Origin of the sequence: Tunturibacter gelidoferens, from assembly GCF_040358255.1 — a bacterium.
GTDB lineage: Bacteria > Acidobacteriota > Terriglobia > Terriglobales > Acidobacteriaceae > Edaphobacter > Edaphobacter gelidiferens.
Map to the genome: position 1 here is coordinate 528,998 of NZ_CP132938.1, position 15,969 is coordinate 544,966.

Below are 15,969 nucleotides of genomic sequence, written 5' to 3' on the forward strand. Positions count from 1 at the left end.
TCTAGACTGCGGCACTAATAGATGCCAGGGTGGTTGCAACTTCGCGCAACGCACTATCTGACGTGAGGTAGTCGGGTGAAAGCCTAAGCCGATTGCCGCGTGCATCGGTGGTAATACCGCTCCGTTCGAGCGTTCCTGCAAGCGATACTGCCGCAGTGTTTTCGATCGTCAGGAATCCACCGTGTGAGTCGTCCGCGCCCTCCGCTGCGATTCCAACGTCCGCTAGATATCGTTTGAGGCGACTGAGACGGTCGATGCAATACGCCCGAATTCGGGTCACCCCCAAATGAAGAGCGAACTGCTGACCAGCTCGAGCCTGATAGTAGGTCAAAATTGGAGGAGTGGATTCGAGGAATGCGTCTCCACCGTGCGCGAAGCGTGGTGGGTCAGGTCGATCGTAGAGAAAAGGTTGGTCTTTGGCGAACCATCCGATGTCGATTGGCTTCAGGCCACTGGAAAGGGCGTCCGGAGATATATAAAGAAAGGCTGCTCCAGGACCGCCACGAAGGTATTTGTAACTTCCTCCGATCATAAAATCAGCTTTCATCCTGGCGACATCGATTGAGAAGACTCCGACAGCATGATACGCATCCACGAGGAGACGAGCGCCCGCCTTATGGCAGTGCTCTGCAAGAAGATCAAGATCAGGCACTACCTGCCCGGTCATAAACATCACCTGAGAGATCACGACAAGATCGACGCCATCATGGATCTTCTGCATCAGTTGTGAGAGATTGATACCACCCTCAGCCACCTCGCAGGAGACGAACTGGAGGGCGATTCTGCCGAGTGCTGCGTATTGCTTTAGGATCACGTCGATCGAGTCAAACTCTCCAGTCGTCGAGACGACGCGTGGAATACCTGGAAGCGCATTGAGAACAGTGCGTAGCCCTTGTCCTGCTGAGGTTTTTGGCACGATGCAGTGGGATCTGGAAGCGCCAATGAGTTGCGCAAGTCGGGTGCGGTGCGCGTGCTCTTCTTCAAGCCATGGGCCCCAAGCAGCTCCGAGGCTGGTTTGCCAGAGGTGAAAGCCTTCGCGAAGATCCTCTTCCGTCTGATTGAGGGGACGGCCCAACGAGTGATTCGCCAGATAAATACCCGGCGCCGCGAGCGTTTTGGAGAAGAGTGGAAAAACGTGAAGGTGGAGAGTATCTTCTGTGAGCTCACCTGGGCCTATCGCTGCGAGAGCATCTGCGAGACTCATTCCCTTGGTGCCTCCGTTCGCGAAGCCAGAAGCTCAGGAAAAAAAGTAAGCTCCAATGCTTGTCGCAAAAAGGCCACGCCCGAGGAACCGCCGGTGCCGTGCCGGAAGCCGATGATGCGCTCGACCGTTTTGAGATGACGGAAGCGCCAGAGTTGGAAGTATTCTTCCACGTCCACCAGCTTCTCGCACATCTCATACGCCACCCAATGTTGTTTTGGGTCGCGATATATATCGCGAAAGACTTCCACGAGAGCTTCATTCCTGGTGTGAGGCGTAGACCAGTCGCGGTCGCGGCATTCGTCGGGGATGCTATAGCCGTGCCGAGCAAGATATCGCAGGAACTCGTCATAAAGGCTGGGAGATTCGAGGGTGCGATTGAGATCGTTGTAGATCGCCGCATCGTGCGCAAAGACTTTGAGGTTGTCGAGGTTTTTATTGCCAAGGAGAAATTCGAGTTTGCGATACTGGAACGACTGAAATCCCGAGGCGCTTCCAAGGACCGATCGAAACTCCATATACTCCGACGGCGTGAGCGTTTCGAGAACAGACCACTGCTCGAAGAGTTGCATCTGGATGAGTTTTACGCGCGACAGAATTTTGAGGGTGGGTGGAAGTCTGTCACGGCGTATGTGGTCGATCGCAGCCGTAAGCTCGTGGATCACCAGCTTAATCCATAGCTCCGAAACCTGGTGCTGGATGATAAACAACATTTCATCGTGATGTGACGGTTGAGATAGCGGTCGTTGTTGCGCAAGTAGGCCGTCAAGAGAAAGGTAGCCTGAGTAGCTTAGTCTGTCAGAAAAGTCGCTTACGATGTTTGGTTCGACCGGGCGTTGATTGGTATTTGTCATCTTCACCTACATACGAATACTAACTTCCCCGCGGAACAATTTGCGAGCGAAGGTCTTGATGACGATGGCTACGCGTCGCGTACCAGGATTATCTCCTTGGGTGCGGAGGTACCACTAGAACTGGAATTTACGTGGCGATTGCTGTTTCGGCGCCCACTGGATCACTGCGAAACAGGATCTGGACCAGGCAACGGTAAATTATCGGCCGACTGCGTCTGCTGAAGAAGGCGATATCCATCTCGAGTCCGAATATGATATTTCTGCAGGTTTTTGCCAACGAGCTTTACCGTTATGGTGCGCCACCCCCGATTTGGATTGGGTTGTGGATAGTAGCTCAGAGTGTACAGATGAGCCAGGTCATCTCGAATGGAGGCAAACGCCTGTTTCTCATCTCTCCAACTCTTCGAAAAATAGGCTTTACCACCCGTGACCTTGCTCATTCGCTCAAAGACCGCGGTAGAAACCGGCTCATCTTCGGCTTGCTGAGTACTGATCATATAAATGATTGTTCCGGTGGATTGGGCCAACTCCGCCACATCCTCGGGGGGCACCAGGCTTGCATTGTCAGGACCATTAGAAAAGACGACGATAGCTTTTTTACCGGTGAGACGGGCGGCATCCTTTACCGTCAGCAAGAGGGAGTTATAGAGTGCAGCGTCATCACCGGCAACTGTATTGCGCACGCCACGCAAGGCTTGCGTCCGGTCGGACGTAAGCGCAGATACGCGGGAAAGATCCCGACTGTAAGAATAAAGTGCTACCTTGCTAACACCTTCTAGAGACCGGATGAAATCGGCGATAGAGTCCTGCGCGAATACAAATCCCCGGTACATGTAGTTGCTGGTGTCGAAGAGAATAAAAACGTTGGCCCCTGCCGCCCATAAGTCTGGAGTTTTCACCGGATCCCCGGCAGCGGATTTCTGCACGATCGTCACCGCACCTTTGCCTGTCTCCTGCGGAAGGTGGCCGCCCGACGGAGAAACGTCAATCAATCGCCTCGGTGGTTCGTTCCCCTCCTCGAAGGTGGCGGTTTTTTCGGGAATTTTGTCCTCGGTAATCGAGAAGTCTTCTGGATTAAGACCACTAACGTAGTTCCCCTTCCCGTCAGTTACGGCGATATTCAGTTGTACAAGCACGACGCTCACGCGAATGCGCGAAGAATCATCTTGGGCAGCGCCGGAGCCACCACCGTAGAAGGGGAATGAAAGTAACCAGAGAAATAGAAAATTTCGCTTTGCCATACTTTTCCTAATGTGTGTTCGCATCGTTTCCCGCCCGCCCAGACATCGTAGAAGTGATATTGCTGCCAGGGAAACCGGCAGTTTTGCCCTGTCGAAACTCCTCTCCTGTTTCTTGAATGGCACGAAGAATTGCCGGCCAATCATCGGGCTCCGTCGCAAAGATCTTACTGATGGCACGTCGGCTCAGTTCTGGAACAAGGCTGTTTAGCGCCACAGGTGAATAACCCATCTCATCTGCGAGGCGAGCCCAATATAAGTTACTGGACTCCCATGACTCTCCAAAGAGGCGGCTGGAATAAGAGCCAAAGAAGGGGAAGGGTTTTACATTCAGCAACTGACAAGCGTTGGTTCGGGCCAGCGTCGGATGGGGCACACCGAAGTCTCTCGATAGATGCTCCCAGCTTACTTCAACTGGAAACTGTTGTTGCAGCTCCTGCAGTTGTTGACTTGCTGGTCCCCAGGAACCCTTTTCTTCGGGAAATCTACTACCATACTCGGCAGCAAGGTAAGATGTCTCGGCCGGGGTCATCCGCCGAAGCATCGCAGCCACGTCTTCGGTACGAAACAGTGACTGTTGAACTCGTTCCAATCGTTGCGACGTCAAGCGATCGGAGAGGATTCCGATTATCCTCTCCCTGATCTGGGCATTTCCTGCAGACGCCATCAACAACTCTTCTCCAGATTTCTGATAAAGGGTGACGGCATGAAGTTCAACCGGGGTCACGCTCCACCAGCGCGGGAGGGTGGCGCTAACTAGAAGTTCCGGCACTAAATCTTTCCAGATTAGTGCTTGTATGTTTTCCGGAGAGATAAAGTCCTGCTCCGTTGTCGCTAACGCATAAGACAGATCGACTAAAGATCCAACCAGATATGCTCCGCCGCCAGCAGGTGATCCTGCGCCCAACAGCATGGGAGCGCTCCAGAGTCGATCCGGGCTCTGTATCGAAACTCCAAGAAAGTCGTGCGAGCGAACGAAGAGCGGATTATGGTGAAGCATCTGAGCCCCGGGAGGTTCATAGTACGCGTAGTTCAAACCAACCAGAGTATCGCGCAGAAAAGGCGTGAGCTGGCCACGAGCTGTTTCAAGCTGCACGTGCGAACCTTGCTCTTTAATAACCTTCGTCAAATCCGTACGCACCTGCAGTTCCGCGTGATGTGCGGTGTAGTTCGGAGGCGCCCAGCTGATCTTCTCACTGTTGGTGAAGATAGGGCGTGGCAGGTCAAATTCGCGGAGTTCTGCCGCAAGTGGAAGCAGTGCGTCGCTCTTGCCTTTCCCTTGAGCCATCTCCTTAAGGCCATCACTGAGGGCGAATAACGTGTCAAGGGAAACGAGCCGCTGGTCTTCCAAAACCGAATTGATTCTGGCGGTTAATGCGATATGCTCGCGTAGTCCGTCTGGAGTTACCTGACGTGGGCCTGCAAGCAACTCAACGAGTTCTTCTTGAGAGGAGTCTGCCTTAGCGCCTGCCGCAAGCAGAAGTTCCTGGAGAGATTTCTGGGTACTGTCGAAGAGTTGTGTGGAGGAGGAGATCGTGGTGAATGGTTCAATCACTTTCTGCCATGACGTATTCAGTTCGCGCTCTGGAATTTGTCCTTGTCGGGCGAGGATCTGCCAGAGCCCGACAGTCGCCTGAAAAGCTCCCAGGGCATTCCCACGCATTGTCTGGTTGGAGATTTTGTCGATTGCGTCTGTCGATTTCATGAAGCTGGTGATGCCTGCTTCGTTCAATTCTGGGAACTCAGCGAACACCAAATACCAATTGTTCAGCTCTGAAAATCGATCAGCCAGTTGACGCACTGTCTCTGCGGATAAGTGATTCCCTGGCTGGCGCACGCGGTCTAATTCACTCAACGTGAGATAAATTTGAAGCGGTCCGCTATTACTGTCTATCGAGGAAAGTGCGGTCAATGTTTCGAGCAACTGTTCTGGACGATCCCAGTTCCGGGCTCGTTTGACCCAACTGCGAACGGTTTTAGAGTCAGACTTTTGGAGAAGAATCTCTTTCCAAACGTCGAGATTTCCTGGCACGTGGGAATCGCCGTTAGACTCCCATTGAATGCGAGTAAACAGCACCAAAAGATCGGGTGCTCTCGGAAATACTCCTCTAACGGCATTGCTTCCGTTGGCGCCTTTGCGAAATACGTCGTAAAGTTGTTTGAGGCGCGGAGCTTCCGTAAGGTGCATTTGCTGCGTCCGACTGACACGCGACAAGGTGTCATAGTAGGCAGCCAGCCAGCCGCTGTCTTTCGCAAGCAAGGCGGCGATGAAGTCCCCGGACGACTCTGGACTCGCGCCAACCAGTTCCTTCCAATCCCCGGCAGCACTCTCTCCCCCGGGTACAATCACTCGCCCAGAGCGAATACATACTTGGCTTCCATAAAAATCCAGGATGCTTCCAAACGGGAGCAGTTTCCTTAGACCTGGCGAATTCCGCAATGCGAGGGTGGTTTCGTCGTCTATTTTAGCTAGGGCCCAATAAAGGCGAGCCACAGAAGCGTCGCTGAGCAGCGCGTCTATCAGGCTACCCGACCTTGACTTCGCACTTTGGCTTAGCCCCATCCAGTCGCTTTCGTGGAACAGCACTGGAACCCGAGAAGCCGGATAGGAATACGTAAACGGTATCCCCTTCTGGAGAGCTTCTTCGAGTTCAACCAGAGGAAAGCCTGAATCGATCGTAAGAAAAGCTCTCTCGGGGTTTGCCGTCTCTAAGGTAAAGTTTTTCTGACCACACCCTTCCCGCAGCCGGTAACCCAGGATCTGAACCAGCGTGCCAGCGTCGTCACAACCGGCAACCCGGATGGTGCTGCTCGCTCCTGCCAGAACTTGAAGCTCTCTCGCCTGACTAACATATCGATCAATCAAGATAAGGAATTCGGTCGGAGTGCTCTGCTGATAGCCACGAAGGTAGATGTTTCGTGCTAGTAGGGCCAACACATCGGCTTCGGAGGCCTTTTGACTAATGCCGGCCATACGGAGAAAAGATCGAAGAGGACCGGGGATGATGACATTATCCCTTTGAGGGGCTGGCGTGTTTGTCGCGAGCGACTGGGAGTCCGATGAAGCCGATAGGGATGCTGCCTGACTCGCGCCGCAAGGGTGAATCAGGCAATAAACACTAAAACATAGCCATACTGCTGTGGGAATGGGCGATAGACGGAAAGGAGACTTCATCGCTGGACACCTTCTAAGAACCGTGAAGACTTATAGCGCCGACGACAGCGGGTGTGACAACCCAATAAAGGAACGAAGTCTATATGGGTCGAAAACTAAGAACCGGAATTCTACCGCGAACTCGGGTTATTTCACAGATACGCAATCTATCGGCTGTTCCCTTCGACGGGTAGGCGTGCCCTAACCGGTTTATGCCTCAACACCTCTGATCAAGAAGATTTACGGCATGCAGTGTTGGAGGGTACTCTACTACCTCTGTGCCGCCATTTGCCAGCGCAGAACACACAAAATCCTAAAAAACCTTCAGGAGAGGGACTTCGTTCCGCGCATCCCCCGGTCGCTGGCATCGCGTTCTTTTTCATCGACGTTGGTGGTGCATCACGGAATCCAACAGCCACTGTCGTTTACCGCGACTTATTCCAAGTTCATATGTCAGTCTGGAGGATAAGCCCGTGCAACGACATGTCCTGGCTCAGAATGGAGCCCCTGAACGTCAAATTAACTAATAAACATTTTATTATGTTATAGATACCTCGCAAAGCTCACCGTCGTCCGCTCCCAGAATCACCGTAGGAAGCGACGGAGCTTTACCTCAGTATCAAAGACTCTTATCTCTTACTTATGTATTGGGGCTTGCTCTTTAACCGGTCCTAACCGTTCAAGCAGATTCAGCCGCACATTCTGTGCCTCTTGTTAGGACTACACCGGCATGAGGGAGGAAAAGCCTATCTCATGTCTGGGAAATTGGATCTTCGGTCTGATTCCCCGCCCGAAATCCAATTCGATCTCGCGCAATCATGGTGCTGCCGACCCTGCGCAGACCACAACCGGCCACCCTCGCGACGAACGATTGCAGGCCTGCTTTCCGACCGCGTTCAAGCCAACGTCTTGAAGTCCTTGATAGTCGGCTAGTCACTAACAGACGAGGTCAGAGACTTTTCAAGTTGGACCGTAATCTTCTGCTGACTGTCTTGTGAGGAATCGCCCAGTGTTAAATCGTATGCTCCAGCGTCGGCCCGCCAGCTTGAAGACTTGACATCGAAGTAACTAAAGCTGCGAGAGTTAAGGCTAAACGAGATGTGCCCTGTCTCGCCCGGTTGCAGAACGATCCGTTCAAAACCTTTTAGTTCTTTTGCGGGGCGCTCTACCGTGGTTGAAGCCTGACCAACATACAGTTGGGCAACAGTTGCCCCTAAACGACCGCCTGTATTTGTGACATCGCACGTTACAGTAATATGGCCGTCGACCGACGGAGTGCTCTTTAGCTTGCTGAACGAGAAGGTCGTATAGGAGAGCCCGAATCCAAACGGATACTGCGGCTCTACGTGATTGTGCTCGTATCCACGGTAGCCCACGAAGATACCCTCTCGATAAACGATTTTGTTGGTGCCGGCGTCCGGATAATAGTTGCGATAACTGGGATTATCCGTGATCTTCTTTTCCCAGCTGATAGGCAAATGACCAGACGGATTATCTTCGCCGAAAAGGAGGCGAGCCGCTGCGGTGCCACCCTCCTCCCCTGCATACCAAGTCTCGAAGATTCCCTGAACCTTATCTTTCCAGTTTGAAATATCGACACTGCCACCGGAGGTGATGAACACGATTGTCTTCTTTCCGAGGGCGGCAATTTGCTGGATAAGCTGCTCCTGGCCGACAGGAAGCTCGAAGGTGCGGTCTCCGCCTTCAGACTCTGATGATGCATTGAAACCCACTGCAAGAATTACCGTATCGGCGTGCGAAGCCATTTCGAGTGCATCTTTCTCTACGATCGTACTGAGAGGAGCAATGCCGACTCGCATGCCGGAGACAGAACCGAGCTGCTGGGAGAGTTGCTCCAAAACCACTTTATGCGGCGCCTGGGTGAGGTCCAAAGTTGTTTGGTTGAGGATGTATTTGGGGACTACGGAGCTGTCGAAGACGACCACGTCGTCCACTAGAAGCCGATACTTCCCATCGGTCTGGACGAAGATTGCGAACTTGCCTGCGTCGGCTGGAGTGTAATAACCGGTCCAACGGCTGCTGGTAGTGGTGCGCACGTAGGGAGATGCGCTCCTGTGAGAGGTAAGCGCATTGAGCTCCTGCTCTTCAGGTTCGCGGCGGGTGGAACCGGCGGTGAGCATCGCCGTCTCGGTGGCGGTGCCAGTGATATCTCCTTCGAGGTTCGCCTTTGCGAAGGTTGTGTGTGTTACCCCTGGGGTTGTGCCCTGCGCATCGGTTGTGAAACGTGTCAAACGTGACATCTGGTTGACGCTACGGAGGCCGCGAGCGTAGAGAACTTTTGTCTGCGGGCCAACGAAATTGCTGACGCCTACCAGGAGGTTGGTATTGGCAAAGCTGACTACCTCGCCGCTGCCGCCACCAGTAGTCACGGTCTGGGTTGCCGTGGGTCCGAGAACTGCGATCGTCTTAAGTTGAGTTTTGTTAAGAGGAAGCGCGTTGTTGTCATTCTTGAGCAGGACTGCGCCTTCAAGCGCCGCCTGCAAAGAGGCCGCACGGCCGTCGAGGTTGTAGCGAGGGATAGTGGTGTCCAACTGTGGTCTGTCGAGCCAGCCGAAGTCGACTGCCACGCGGAGGATTCGGCGCACCTTCTCATCGATCTCGGCCTGAGTGATGGTGCCATTCTTCAGTAGTGGAAGTATCTTTTCTTTGGAGAGGTAGACGCCAAAGGGCATCTCAAGATCAAGGCCGCCTTTTACGGCTGCAGCGGTATCGTAGGTTGCGACCCAATCCGACATAATGACGCCTGGAAAGTGCCATTGATCCTTTGCGACGGTGATGTTAAGACGCCCGTTTTGCGTCATGTGCTCACCATTGGTGATGTTGTAGGAGTCCATGATCGCGCCTACTCTGGCAGTCTTCACGGCGGCCTCAAAGACGGGCATGTAGATCTCACGAAGTGTCCGTTCATCGATGACCGAGTCTGAATCGTGGCGAAGATACTCGGAGTTGTTACCCAGGTAGTGCTTGACAGTCGCCGAAACTCCCTCTTGCTGGACGCCTTGTATATAGCCGACGGCGATCGCACTTGCCAGGAAAGGATCCTCGCCGAAGTATTCGAAGTTACGACCATTCATGGGCGCGCGATAAATGTTTACCCCTGGGCCAAGGAGAAAAGCCGCGCCGCGAGAGCGAGAATCGCGCCCCAGTTGCTGCCCGATGCGTAGAGCGAGCGCCCTATCCCACGAAGCCGCGAGACCAATGCCTGCGGCATACGCAATGGTGGGCGCGGGAATGTGCGCACCCACAGGACCGTCCGCCATTTGGAAGTAGGGAATGTTCAACCGCGGAATGGAGTGGGTTCTAAAAGGTGTATCGCCACCGATGAGATCGATCTTTTCGTCGAGCGTCATGTTGGCAAGGAGATCGTTGACGCGCTTGTCGACAGCTTGTGGATCGCTGCCAACGAATTGTGCAGAGCTGGAAAGACTCGTCAGAAAGAGAGCGCTGACTGCGATGGCGTGGCATGTGAAGAGCGGGCGGTTGCGCATGAACATTTCGAGGAGCTCCGGCCTGAGTGAATTGGATTCCGGTAGAAACTTTTACATTTCTAGAGGATGGAAATAACTAGTTTTATTTCCCCTGAGAAGTATATCTATAGACGCTTCACGGGAGTTCCGCTGCTGCGGACCACGCGGTAACGGTTCAGGATTGCCGTCCTGCCTCCCCTACATTCGGAGAGTATGCGAGAGATCTATCGTTGTTGTGTTAGAAGATGACCTTGAGCGCGAGTTGGATCTGACGACTAGTGGAGGCTGCGGTCACAACTCCGGCTGTAGGGCTCTGAACGACGGCTGTGGTCTGGTTGGCGACTGTGCCCTGTGTGGGCCCGCTTGTGTAAACAACCTCGTTGGGCGTCTGCAGGTTGGTGTGGTTGAGCACGTTGAAGAATTCGGCGCGAAACTGGAGACGGGTTTTCTCGGTCAGTACGGTCGACTTGAGCAGAGAAAGATCCCAGTCGGCGTACCCGGGACCGGTAAGGGTGTCTCGACCGAGGTTGCCTATGGTGCCGTATGCGGGGGGGGTGAAAGCTGCGGGTGAGAAGAATTGGCCGACGCGGGTGGCTGTGCTGCCGCGAGTATAGATGTTTCCCCGGAAGCCGGGATTGACGTTTGGGCGGACTGGGTTGCGAGTGTCGCCAGAGCCGGTAGGGTTATAACCCAGTTGCGGGCTGAAGGGAAATCCGGTTTGGAGTGTTGCGATGGTGCTGAGACTCCATCCAGATGCCGCGTGGTTGATCAACGGCGGTACAGTGGATAAGAGAAAGTGGCCACGACCAACGGGTAGCTCGTATGTCGCGTTGAAGGTAGCGAGGTGGCGAATATCAGTCGCCGCGGGGCCGTAATCCAGCGAAGGATTCCCCGGATAAGAAACAAACGCCGGAGTGTTGGCCGAGACGCTCGTATTCCAGGCAGAGCCGTCGTCGAGATTTTTGGCGAAGGTGTAGTTGGCTCGAAGTTGCAAGCCGTGTGCCAGGTTGCGGCGAAGGTCAACCTCGAGTGCGTTGTAGTTGCTGGAGCCGCCGGAGGTCCATGACGTGGTGTTGGCTACCAGAGGGTTCGCTTTGACCGTCGTAGGATAGTAGATCGTTCCGGTCGAAGTACCTGGAGGGCATCTTGAGTTCGGAGAGCAGATGATGGAACCGGGTTCGTTTTGATCCTCCGAAAGGATCTGGTGATAACCATGAGAGCCTACATAGCCAACCGTAATTGAGGTCGTTTGATCGAGCTGCTGTTCGATGCTGAGTGCGTAAGAGACAACGCCCGGAGTCGAGATATCGGCTTGGACGTTAGAGGGAGAGATGAGCCCTGGCGGACCGCTAATTGGACTTGCGATAGGAACGTTGGAATAGGAGAGAGTTGTGTTGTAAGGTGCGGCCTGATCAAGGCGATAGTCGAGGTTGTCGAGAAGAGAGTGATGAAGGCCAACGCTGGACCGAAGCGAAGTTTTGCCATCGCCGAAGACATTCCAGGCAATGCCGATGCGTGGTTCGGGGAGAATCTTCGCGCGGTTGTTCGACAGAGCGGAGGTTCCTGTCGTTGGAGTTGTATCGATGACACCGTTCTTAAACCCATACTGCGAGGCACGGCCGTGGGCTTCGTTCCAGCCATTGGTGGATTCGAAACGAATCCCGCCGCGAATCTCGAACGCTGGAGTAAGTTGCCAGGTATCTTCGAAGTAAACGGCGCTCATGAAACTCCGCCAATTTAGCGGCGTGGGATTGGGCACGACGGTGAAGGTCTTGACAGTTCCTTGCAGGAAGGTGGTGAGTGAAGCGAAGGAGGCTTGGCCGTACTGGTTCTGGGCGAGATTATCGTTCGACTGAAGCGACTGAAGCCACACTCCGGCCTCAACCTGGTGACGCGAGCGGGAATAGAAGACGTGGTCGTCGAAGGTGTAGAGGTTGCGCGCCGTAGCATTGTTCGATCCAACGTTGGCACCGGCGCCGGTGATCTGCGACGAGCCATTGGAGGCGGTCGAACCCGCGATCACAATAGCTCCGGTCGGCTTGCCCGCAAGAAAGCCCGGAGTTTCACTCTGGATTGAAGTGGGAATACTGCCGAGGAAGAAAAAGCTGGCGCGAGAGTAGCCAACGCGGGCCGTGTTTAGCAGGCGAGCGGAGAAGACGTGCTGCTCCTGGATGCTGGCAACTTGTTCGCGAAGCGATTCGTTGATGAGCGAGAAGGGGTTTTGCGTGGGTGTGTTGGCGGTGGAATCATCCGCGGTGTAGACGCCAAAGAGGAGATCGCGCGAGGTAAGGTTGGCATCGAAACGCGCGGTGCCGAAGTCCTCGCGGATGTGTTGAGTGGGACTCGAGAAGGCTTCACCGATCCCGGTCGGATTGCCTTTGGCGTCGAGGAGCTCCGGACCGTTTTGTGCAGGCCAGAGATTAAGCAGAGGTCTAACTCCGTTCGCGACACCATAGTTTTTGCGAGGTCCGGCGGGATTAGCCGGATCGGGAAGCAGGCCCTGTCGAGCTTGAGTGTCAGGGACGAGCGTGACGTTGGTGATTCCGAGGTTCTGTCTATAGCCTTCGTAGTTGCCAAAGAGAAAGAGCCGATTGGTGCGAATGGGGCCGCCAAGAGAGGCACCGTAGTTGTTGCGCTGAAAGTTCGGAATGTGAGCCTGGTCGAAATAGTTGCGTGCATCGAAGAAAGAGTTACGAAGAAACTCGTAAGCCGAGCCGTGGACGTTATTGGTGCCCGAGGCCGTTACGATGGAGATCTGTGCCCCCTGACGTTTTCCATAACTTGCCGAGTACGTGTCACTGACGACATTGAACTCGCGTACCGCATCGACGCCGAGAAGCTGGCCGCTAGTTCCGCCCGGAGTGACGTTGATCAGAGACGCGCCGGTGTATTCGACGCCGTTGAGCAGGTAGAGGTTGTCTTGCGGGCGTCGACCAGAGATCGCAAACATACTACCCACAGAGGAGTTGGAGGTTCCCACCGATCCACTGCGCTGTGCTGTGTAGTTTACTGCCGCAGGATTGAGTGTGATGAGTTGATCGTAAGATCGACCATTGAGCGGGAGGTCTTTGATTTGACGCTCGTTGACGAGTCCGGAGATCTGTTGGGTGGAAAGATTGATAGACGAGGGAACGTCCGTAACCGTGATCTGCTCTGTAACGTTACCCGGATGCACTGTGAGATCGATACGCTTGGCTTGACCTACAGTGAGAGAAATCCCTGCGCGGGTCTGCGGAGCGAAGCCCTCGCGCACGACCGATATCGCGTAAACACCAACGGGAATCGAAGGTGCAGCATATGCTCCGGCTGCGTCGGAGATGAGGTGGCGCTCACCGCCGGTCTCTTGATTGCGAATCGTGATCTGGGCGTCAGGAACGACTGCTCCGGCGGGATCTGTGACAATACCGCTGATGGTCCCACCCACAATCTGGGCGTTGGCAGCGGTTGCGAGAAGCAGTGACACGGAGAGAAAAACAGATCGATGGAACATCGAGGGTACCTCCAAGTGCTTAGAACAAGACACGCATGTAGATGGGAAGAGATTGCTTTACGAATTCTCGAAGAGGGCGGGAGACTATTGGCAACAACAGTTCGGCATTGTTTCCGGGGAGGAAACTACGATGCGGATCTGCCGGAACTTCCTTGAAATTCTTGAATACATTGAATTACCGAAAAGCCAAGGCCCGCTTTTGGCACAGGTTGCTGTGAGTTTTTTTGTTTTGGGAAACTAGTTTCGCGTAGGCGAGAGGCGCAGACCTGCTTCACAACAACGACAACCAGTAACGGCGTAGTGGAAGGTCAGAGCCATAAACCGAATAGTAGCATAGGGCTTTTAGCCGAGTCGCGCTGTCTCGCTTTGGGGTAGTGGGCAAGTTTGAATCCACAGGTTATTGCATACGTTAGGCCTCTCAAGCATCATTGATGGATGGCAAAAAGAGTGAGCACGGATATAAATCTCATCGCATCTCGGATAGTGAATGAAGCGACCGGGACAAAGCCAGAACGCCGTCACCCTGCTGCCGTCGCTTCTGGTCGCTTGGGAGGACTGAAGGGTGGCACCGCTAGAGCTAAGAAGCTTACGCCTGAGCAGAGGAGCGAAATAGCAAAAAAGGCTGCCAACAAACGATGGGGAACAGCTCAGTAAGGGCGTAAAATGGTACCCAGCGGGGGAGTTTACCTCTTAGCCCGCTGGGGTATTTACAAATAGGGGTTTTCACCCTATGGTGGTATTTCAATCGTAATGATCACACCGCAGATGCGGATGGTGATTACGAACCGATGGCGAGAACTTTTCCGGATTGACACTGGGGTTCTCTCCTTTCTGTAGGATTCGCCCGACTCTGATCAGTCGGGCGTTTCCGTCTTCCGACGAAATTCTAGGTAGCATCGCCCTCATCCTCTTGCTCTTCGGGTAAGGCGACTGCTTGTGCTTTCTTAGCGTCTCCAGCTGCCTTGTCAGACCTCTTGATCATGGCGCTGTCATACCAGCTCAACAGCCCGAACGCGCCATTAGGAAGACGGTGGAACATAGACGTGTTTTTGGAGAGCGAGATGGAAAGCATTCGAAGGTAATCTTTCTCCTTCCAATTCGTACTCTTGAAGTCGAATGCTCCTTTTTTCAGCGCTGTGAGAATTTCGTCCGGCGTTCGCGCGTCGCGTTGACTGCTCATCTCTAGGTATTCCCGTGCTGCCGTAGCCAAGGGCTTACCGTAAAACTGTGAAGAACGGATTGTGGACGAATGAACACTATTGGACTCGTCGGCGTAGAGGGCTTCCTGTCCCATACGTCGCAGCAAACCGTTGATCATTCGCTTCGTGTCGTCAACCTCAGCAAGCTGCTTTTGCAGTTCCTCCTGCAAGGCTTCGACTGCGGCGCTCAGTTTGTCGCTCATTTCAATCTCCTTGTTACTCTCTAAGTCTTGCATTAAAAAGCTGAAGTCGCCATGTTAATCGAAAAATACCCGTGCAAATACTCACGCCATAAGTTACACATGGGGTAGTCGTCGGGGACGTTCCGTGATACTTGGAAAAACATGCTGATAAAAGGTTTGTTTTTAATAGTTTGTGTTGACGCATGTGTTAATTAGATATCCACGCCATTATCCTATGTAATGTTTCTGTCTTGACAATGCGAATTCGCTCAAGCATAATTATGAGTATGAACCGCTTGAACATTGCCGACAGAACTCGCGTTGTAGCCGCTCTAGTGGAGGGGAATAGCATCCGCGCAACCTGCCGCATGACTGGCGTTTCCAAGCCTACAGTCCTCAAGTTGTTGGCCGATCTGGGCAAGGCCTGCGCAACCTACCACGACGAGCATGTCCGACAGGTTCCGTCTAAGCGAGTGCAGTGTGATGAGATCTGGAGTTTTGTCGGGGCGAAGCAGAAGAACGTCACTGAGGGGCAGATGGAAACTGGGTGCGGAGACGTGTGGACTTGGACTGCGCTGGATGCTGATTCAAAGCTCATGGTTTCATGGCTCGTCGGACAGCGCGGGGCGGCATGGGCAAAGGCTTTTATGGAGGATGTAGCATCGCGAGTCGCTACCCGTATTCAAATCACCACGGACGGTCACAAGGTATACGGTGAAGCGGTCGAAGGTGCATTCGGTATGGATTGCGACTACGCGATGCTGATAAAGCTGTACGGTCAATCCTCATTCGATACGCGCTACAGCCCCGGTGAGTGCATCGGAACACAGACAGCAGTAATGAGTGGCAATCCCGACCCCCGCCACATCAGCACGTCCTTTGTGGAGCGTCAGAACCTCACGATGCGGATGTCCATGCGACGTTTTACCCGCCTCACCAATGCATTCTCAAAGAAGATCGAGAATCACGAAGCCGCAATTGCGCTTCACTTCATGCACTACAACTTCTGCCGCGTTCACTCGACTCTCCGCGTTACACCCGCGATGGAGGCGGGGCTGTCGGATCATGTGTGGTCGATCGAAGAGCTTGTGAAATTGCTAGAACCGAAATCTATTCTGGACGGTCTGACGCAGGTGGCATAACCTGTGGATTCAAACTTGCCC

The 15,969-nt window shown here is 53.8% G+C and carries 8 protein-coding genes; 1 reads left to right on the plus strand and 7 read right to left on the minus strand.

From position 1 onward, the window contains the following. Position 1: 1 nt before the first annotated feature. The 7 genes from RBB81_RS02775 to RBB81_RS02805 all read right to left on the minus strand — a co-directional run bounded on the left by RBB81_RS02775 (position 2) and on the right by RBB81_RS02805 (position 14,827). Positions 2 to 1,204: an aminotransferase class V-fold PLP-dependent enzyme gene (locus RBB81_RS02775; RefSeq protein ID WP_353072642.1), complete on the minus strand. Its 1,203-nt coding sequence runs from the start codon at positions 1,202 to 1,204 to the stop codon at positions 2 to 4. Beyond that, on the minus strand, positions 1,201 to 2,055 hold the full coding sequence (locus tag RBB81_RS02780; RefSeq protein ID WP_183791245.1) for a tryptophan 2,3-dioxygenase: 855 nt from the start codon (positions 2,053 to 2,055) through the stop codon (positions 1,201 to 1,203). The genes RBB81_RS02775 and RBB81_RS02780 overlap by 4 nt, the downstream gene beginning before the upstream one ends. A 161-nt stretch (positions 2,056 to 2,216) precedes the next feature. Then, positions 2,217 to 3,296: a VWA domain-containing protein gene (locus RBB81_RS02785; protein WP_179586460.1), complete on the minus strand. Its 1,080-nt coding sequence runs from the start codon at positions 3,294 to 3,296 to the stop codon at positions 2,217 to 2,219. Between the two features lie 7 nt (positions 3,297 to 3,303). After that, positions 3,304 to 6,267, minus strand: coding sequence for a hypothetical protein (locus tag RBB81_RS02790; RefSeq protein ID WP_353072643.1), 2,964 nt, complete (start codon positions 6,265 to 6,267; stop codon positions 3,304 to 3,306). A gap of 1,109 nt (positions 6,268 to 7,376) precedes the next feature. Beyond that, the gene (locus RBB81_RS02795; RefSeq protein WP_353072644.1) at positions 7,377 to 9,956 is read right to left on the minus strand and encodes a beta-glucosidase; all 2,580 of its coding nucleotides are present in this window, start codon (positions 9,954 to 9,956) and stop codon (positions 7,377 to 7,379) included. Positions 9,957 to 10,173: 217 nt separating this feature from the next. Further along, complete coding sequence (locus RBB81_RS02800; protein ID WP_353072645.1) at positions 10,174 to 13,425, minus strand: TonB-dependent receptor; 3,252 nt, start codon at positions 13,423 to 13,425, stop codon at positions 10,174 to 10,176. 886 nt (positions 13,426 to 14,311) lie between these two features. Beyond that, positions 14,312 to 14,827 (minus strand): hypothetical protein, encoded by a 516-nt coding sequence (locus RBB81_RS02805; RefSeq protein ID WP_353072646.1) that lies wholly within the window; start codon positions 14,825 to 14,827, stop codon positions 14,312 to 14,314. Positions 14,828 to 15,093: 266 nt separating this feature from the next. Here RBB81_RS02805 and RBB81_RS02810 point away from each other — a divergent pair, with 266 nt between their 5' ends. Continuing rightward, a complete protein-coding gene (locus RBB81_RS02810; RefSeq protein WP_353073887.1) occupies positions 15,094 to 15,948 on the plus strand; it encodes an IS1 family transposase in 855 nt (284 codons plus the stop codon). Positions 15,949 to 15,969 lie beyond the last annotated feature (21 nt).

What these genes read in the sequence shown, in the direction of transcription:
- RBB81_RS02775 (WP_353072642.1), bottom strand. Translation starts at nt 1,204, where the DNA reads ATGAGTCTCGCAGATGCTCTCGCAGCGATAGGCCCAGGTGAGCTCACA.
- RBB81_RS02780 (WP_183791245.1), bottom strand. Translation starts at nt 2,055, where the DNA reads ATGACAAATACCAATCAACGCCCGGTCGAACCAAACATCGTAAGCGAC.
- RBB81_RS02785 (WP_179586460.1), bottom strand. Translation starts at nt 3,296, where the DNA reads ATGGCAAAGCGAAATTTTCTATTTCTCTGGTTACTTTCATTCCCCTTC.
- RBB81_RS02790 (WP_353072643.1), bottom strand. Translation starts at nt 6,267, where the DNA reads ATGGCCGGCATTAGTCAAAAGGCCTCCGAAGCCGATGTGTTGGCCCTA.
- RBB81_RS02795 (WP_353072644.1), bottom strand. Translation starts at nt 9,956, where the DNA reads ATGCGCAACCGCCCGCTCTTCACATGCCACGCCATCGCAGTCAGCGCT.
- RBB81_RS02800 (WP_353072645.1), bottom strand. Translation starts at nt 13,425, where the DNA reads ATGTTCCATCGATCTGTTTTTCTCTCCGTGTCACTGCTTCTCGCAACC.
- RBB81_RS02805 (WP_353072646.1), bottom strand. Translation starts at nt 14,827, where the DNA reads ATGAGCGACAAACTGAGCGCCGCAGTCGAAGCCTTGCAGGAGGAACTG.
- RBB81_RS02810 (WP_353073887.1), top strand. Translation starts at nt 15,094, where the DNA reads ATGAACCGCTTGAACATTGCCGACAGAACTCGCGTTGTAGCCGCTCTA.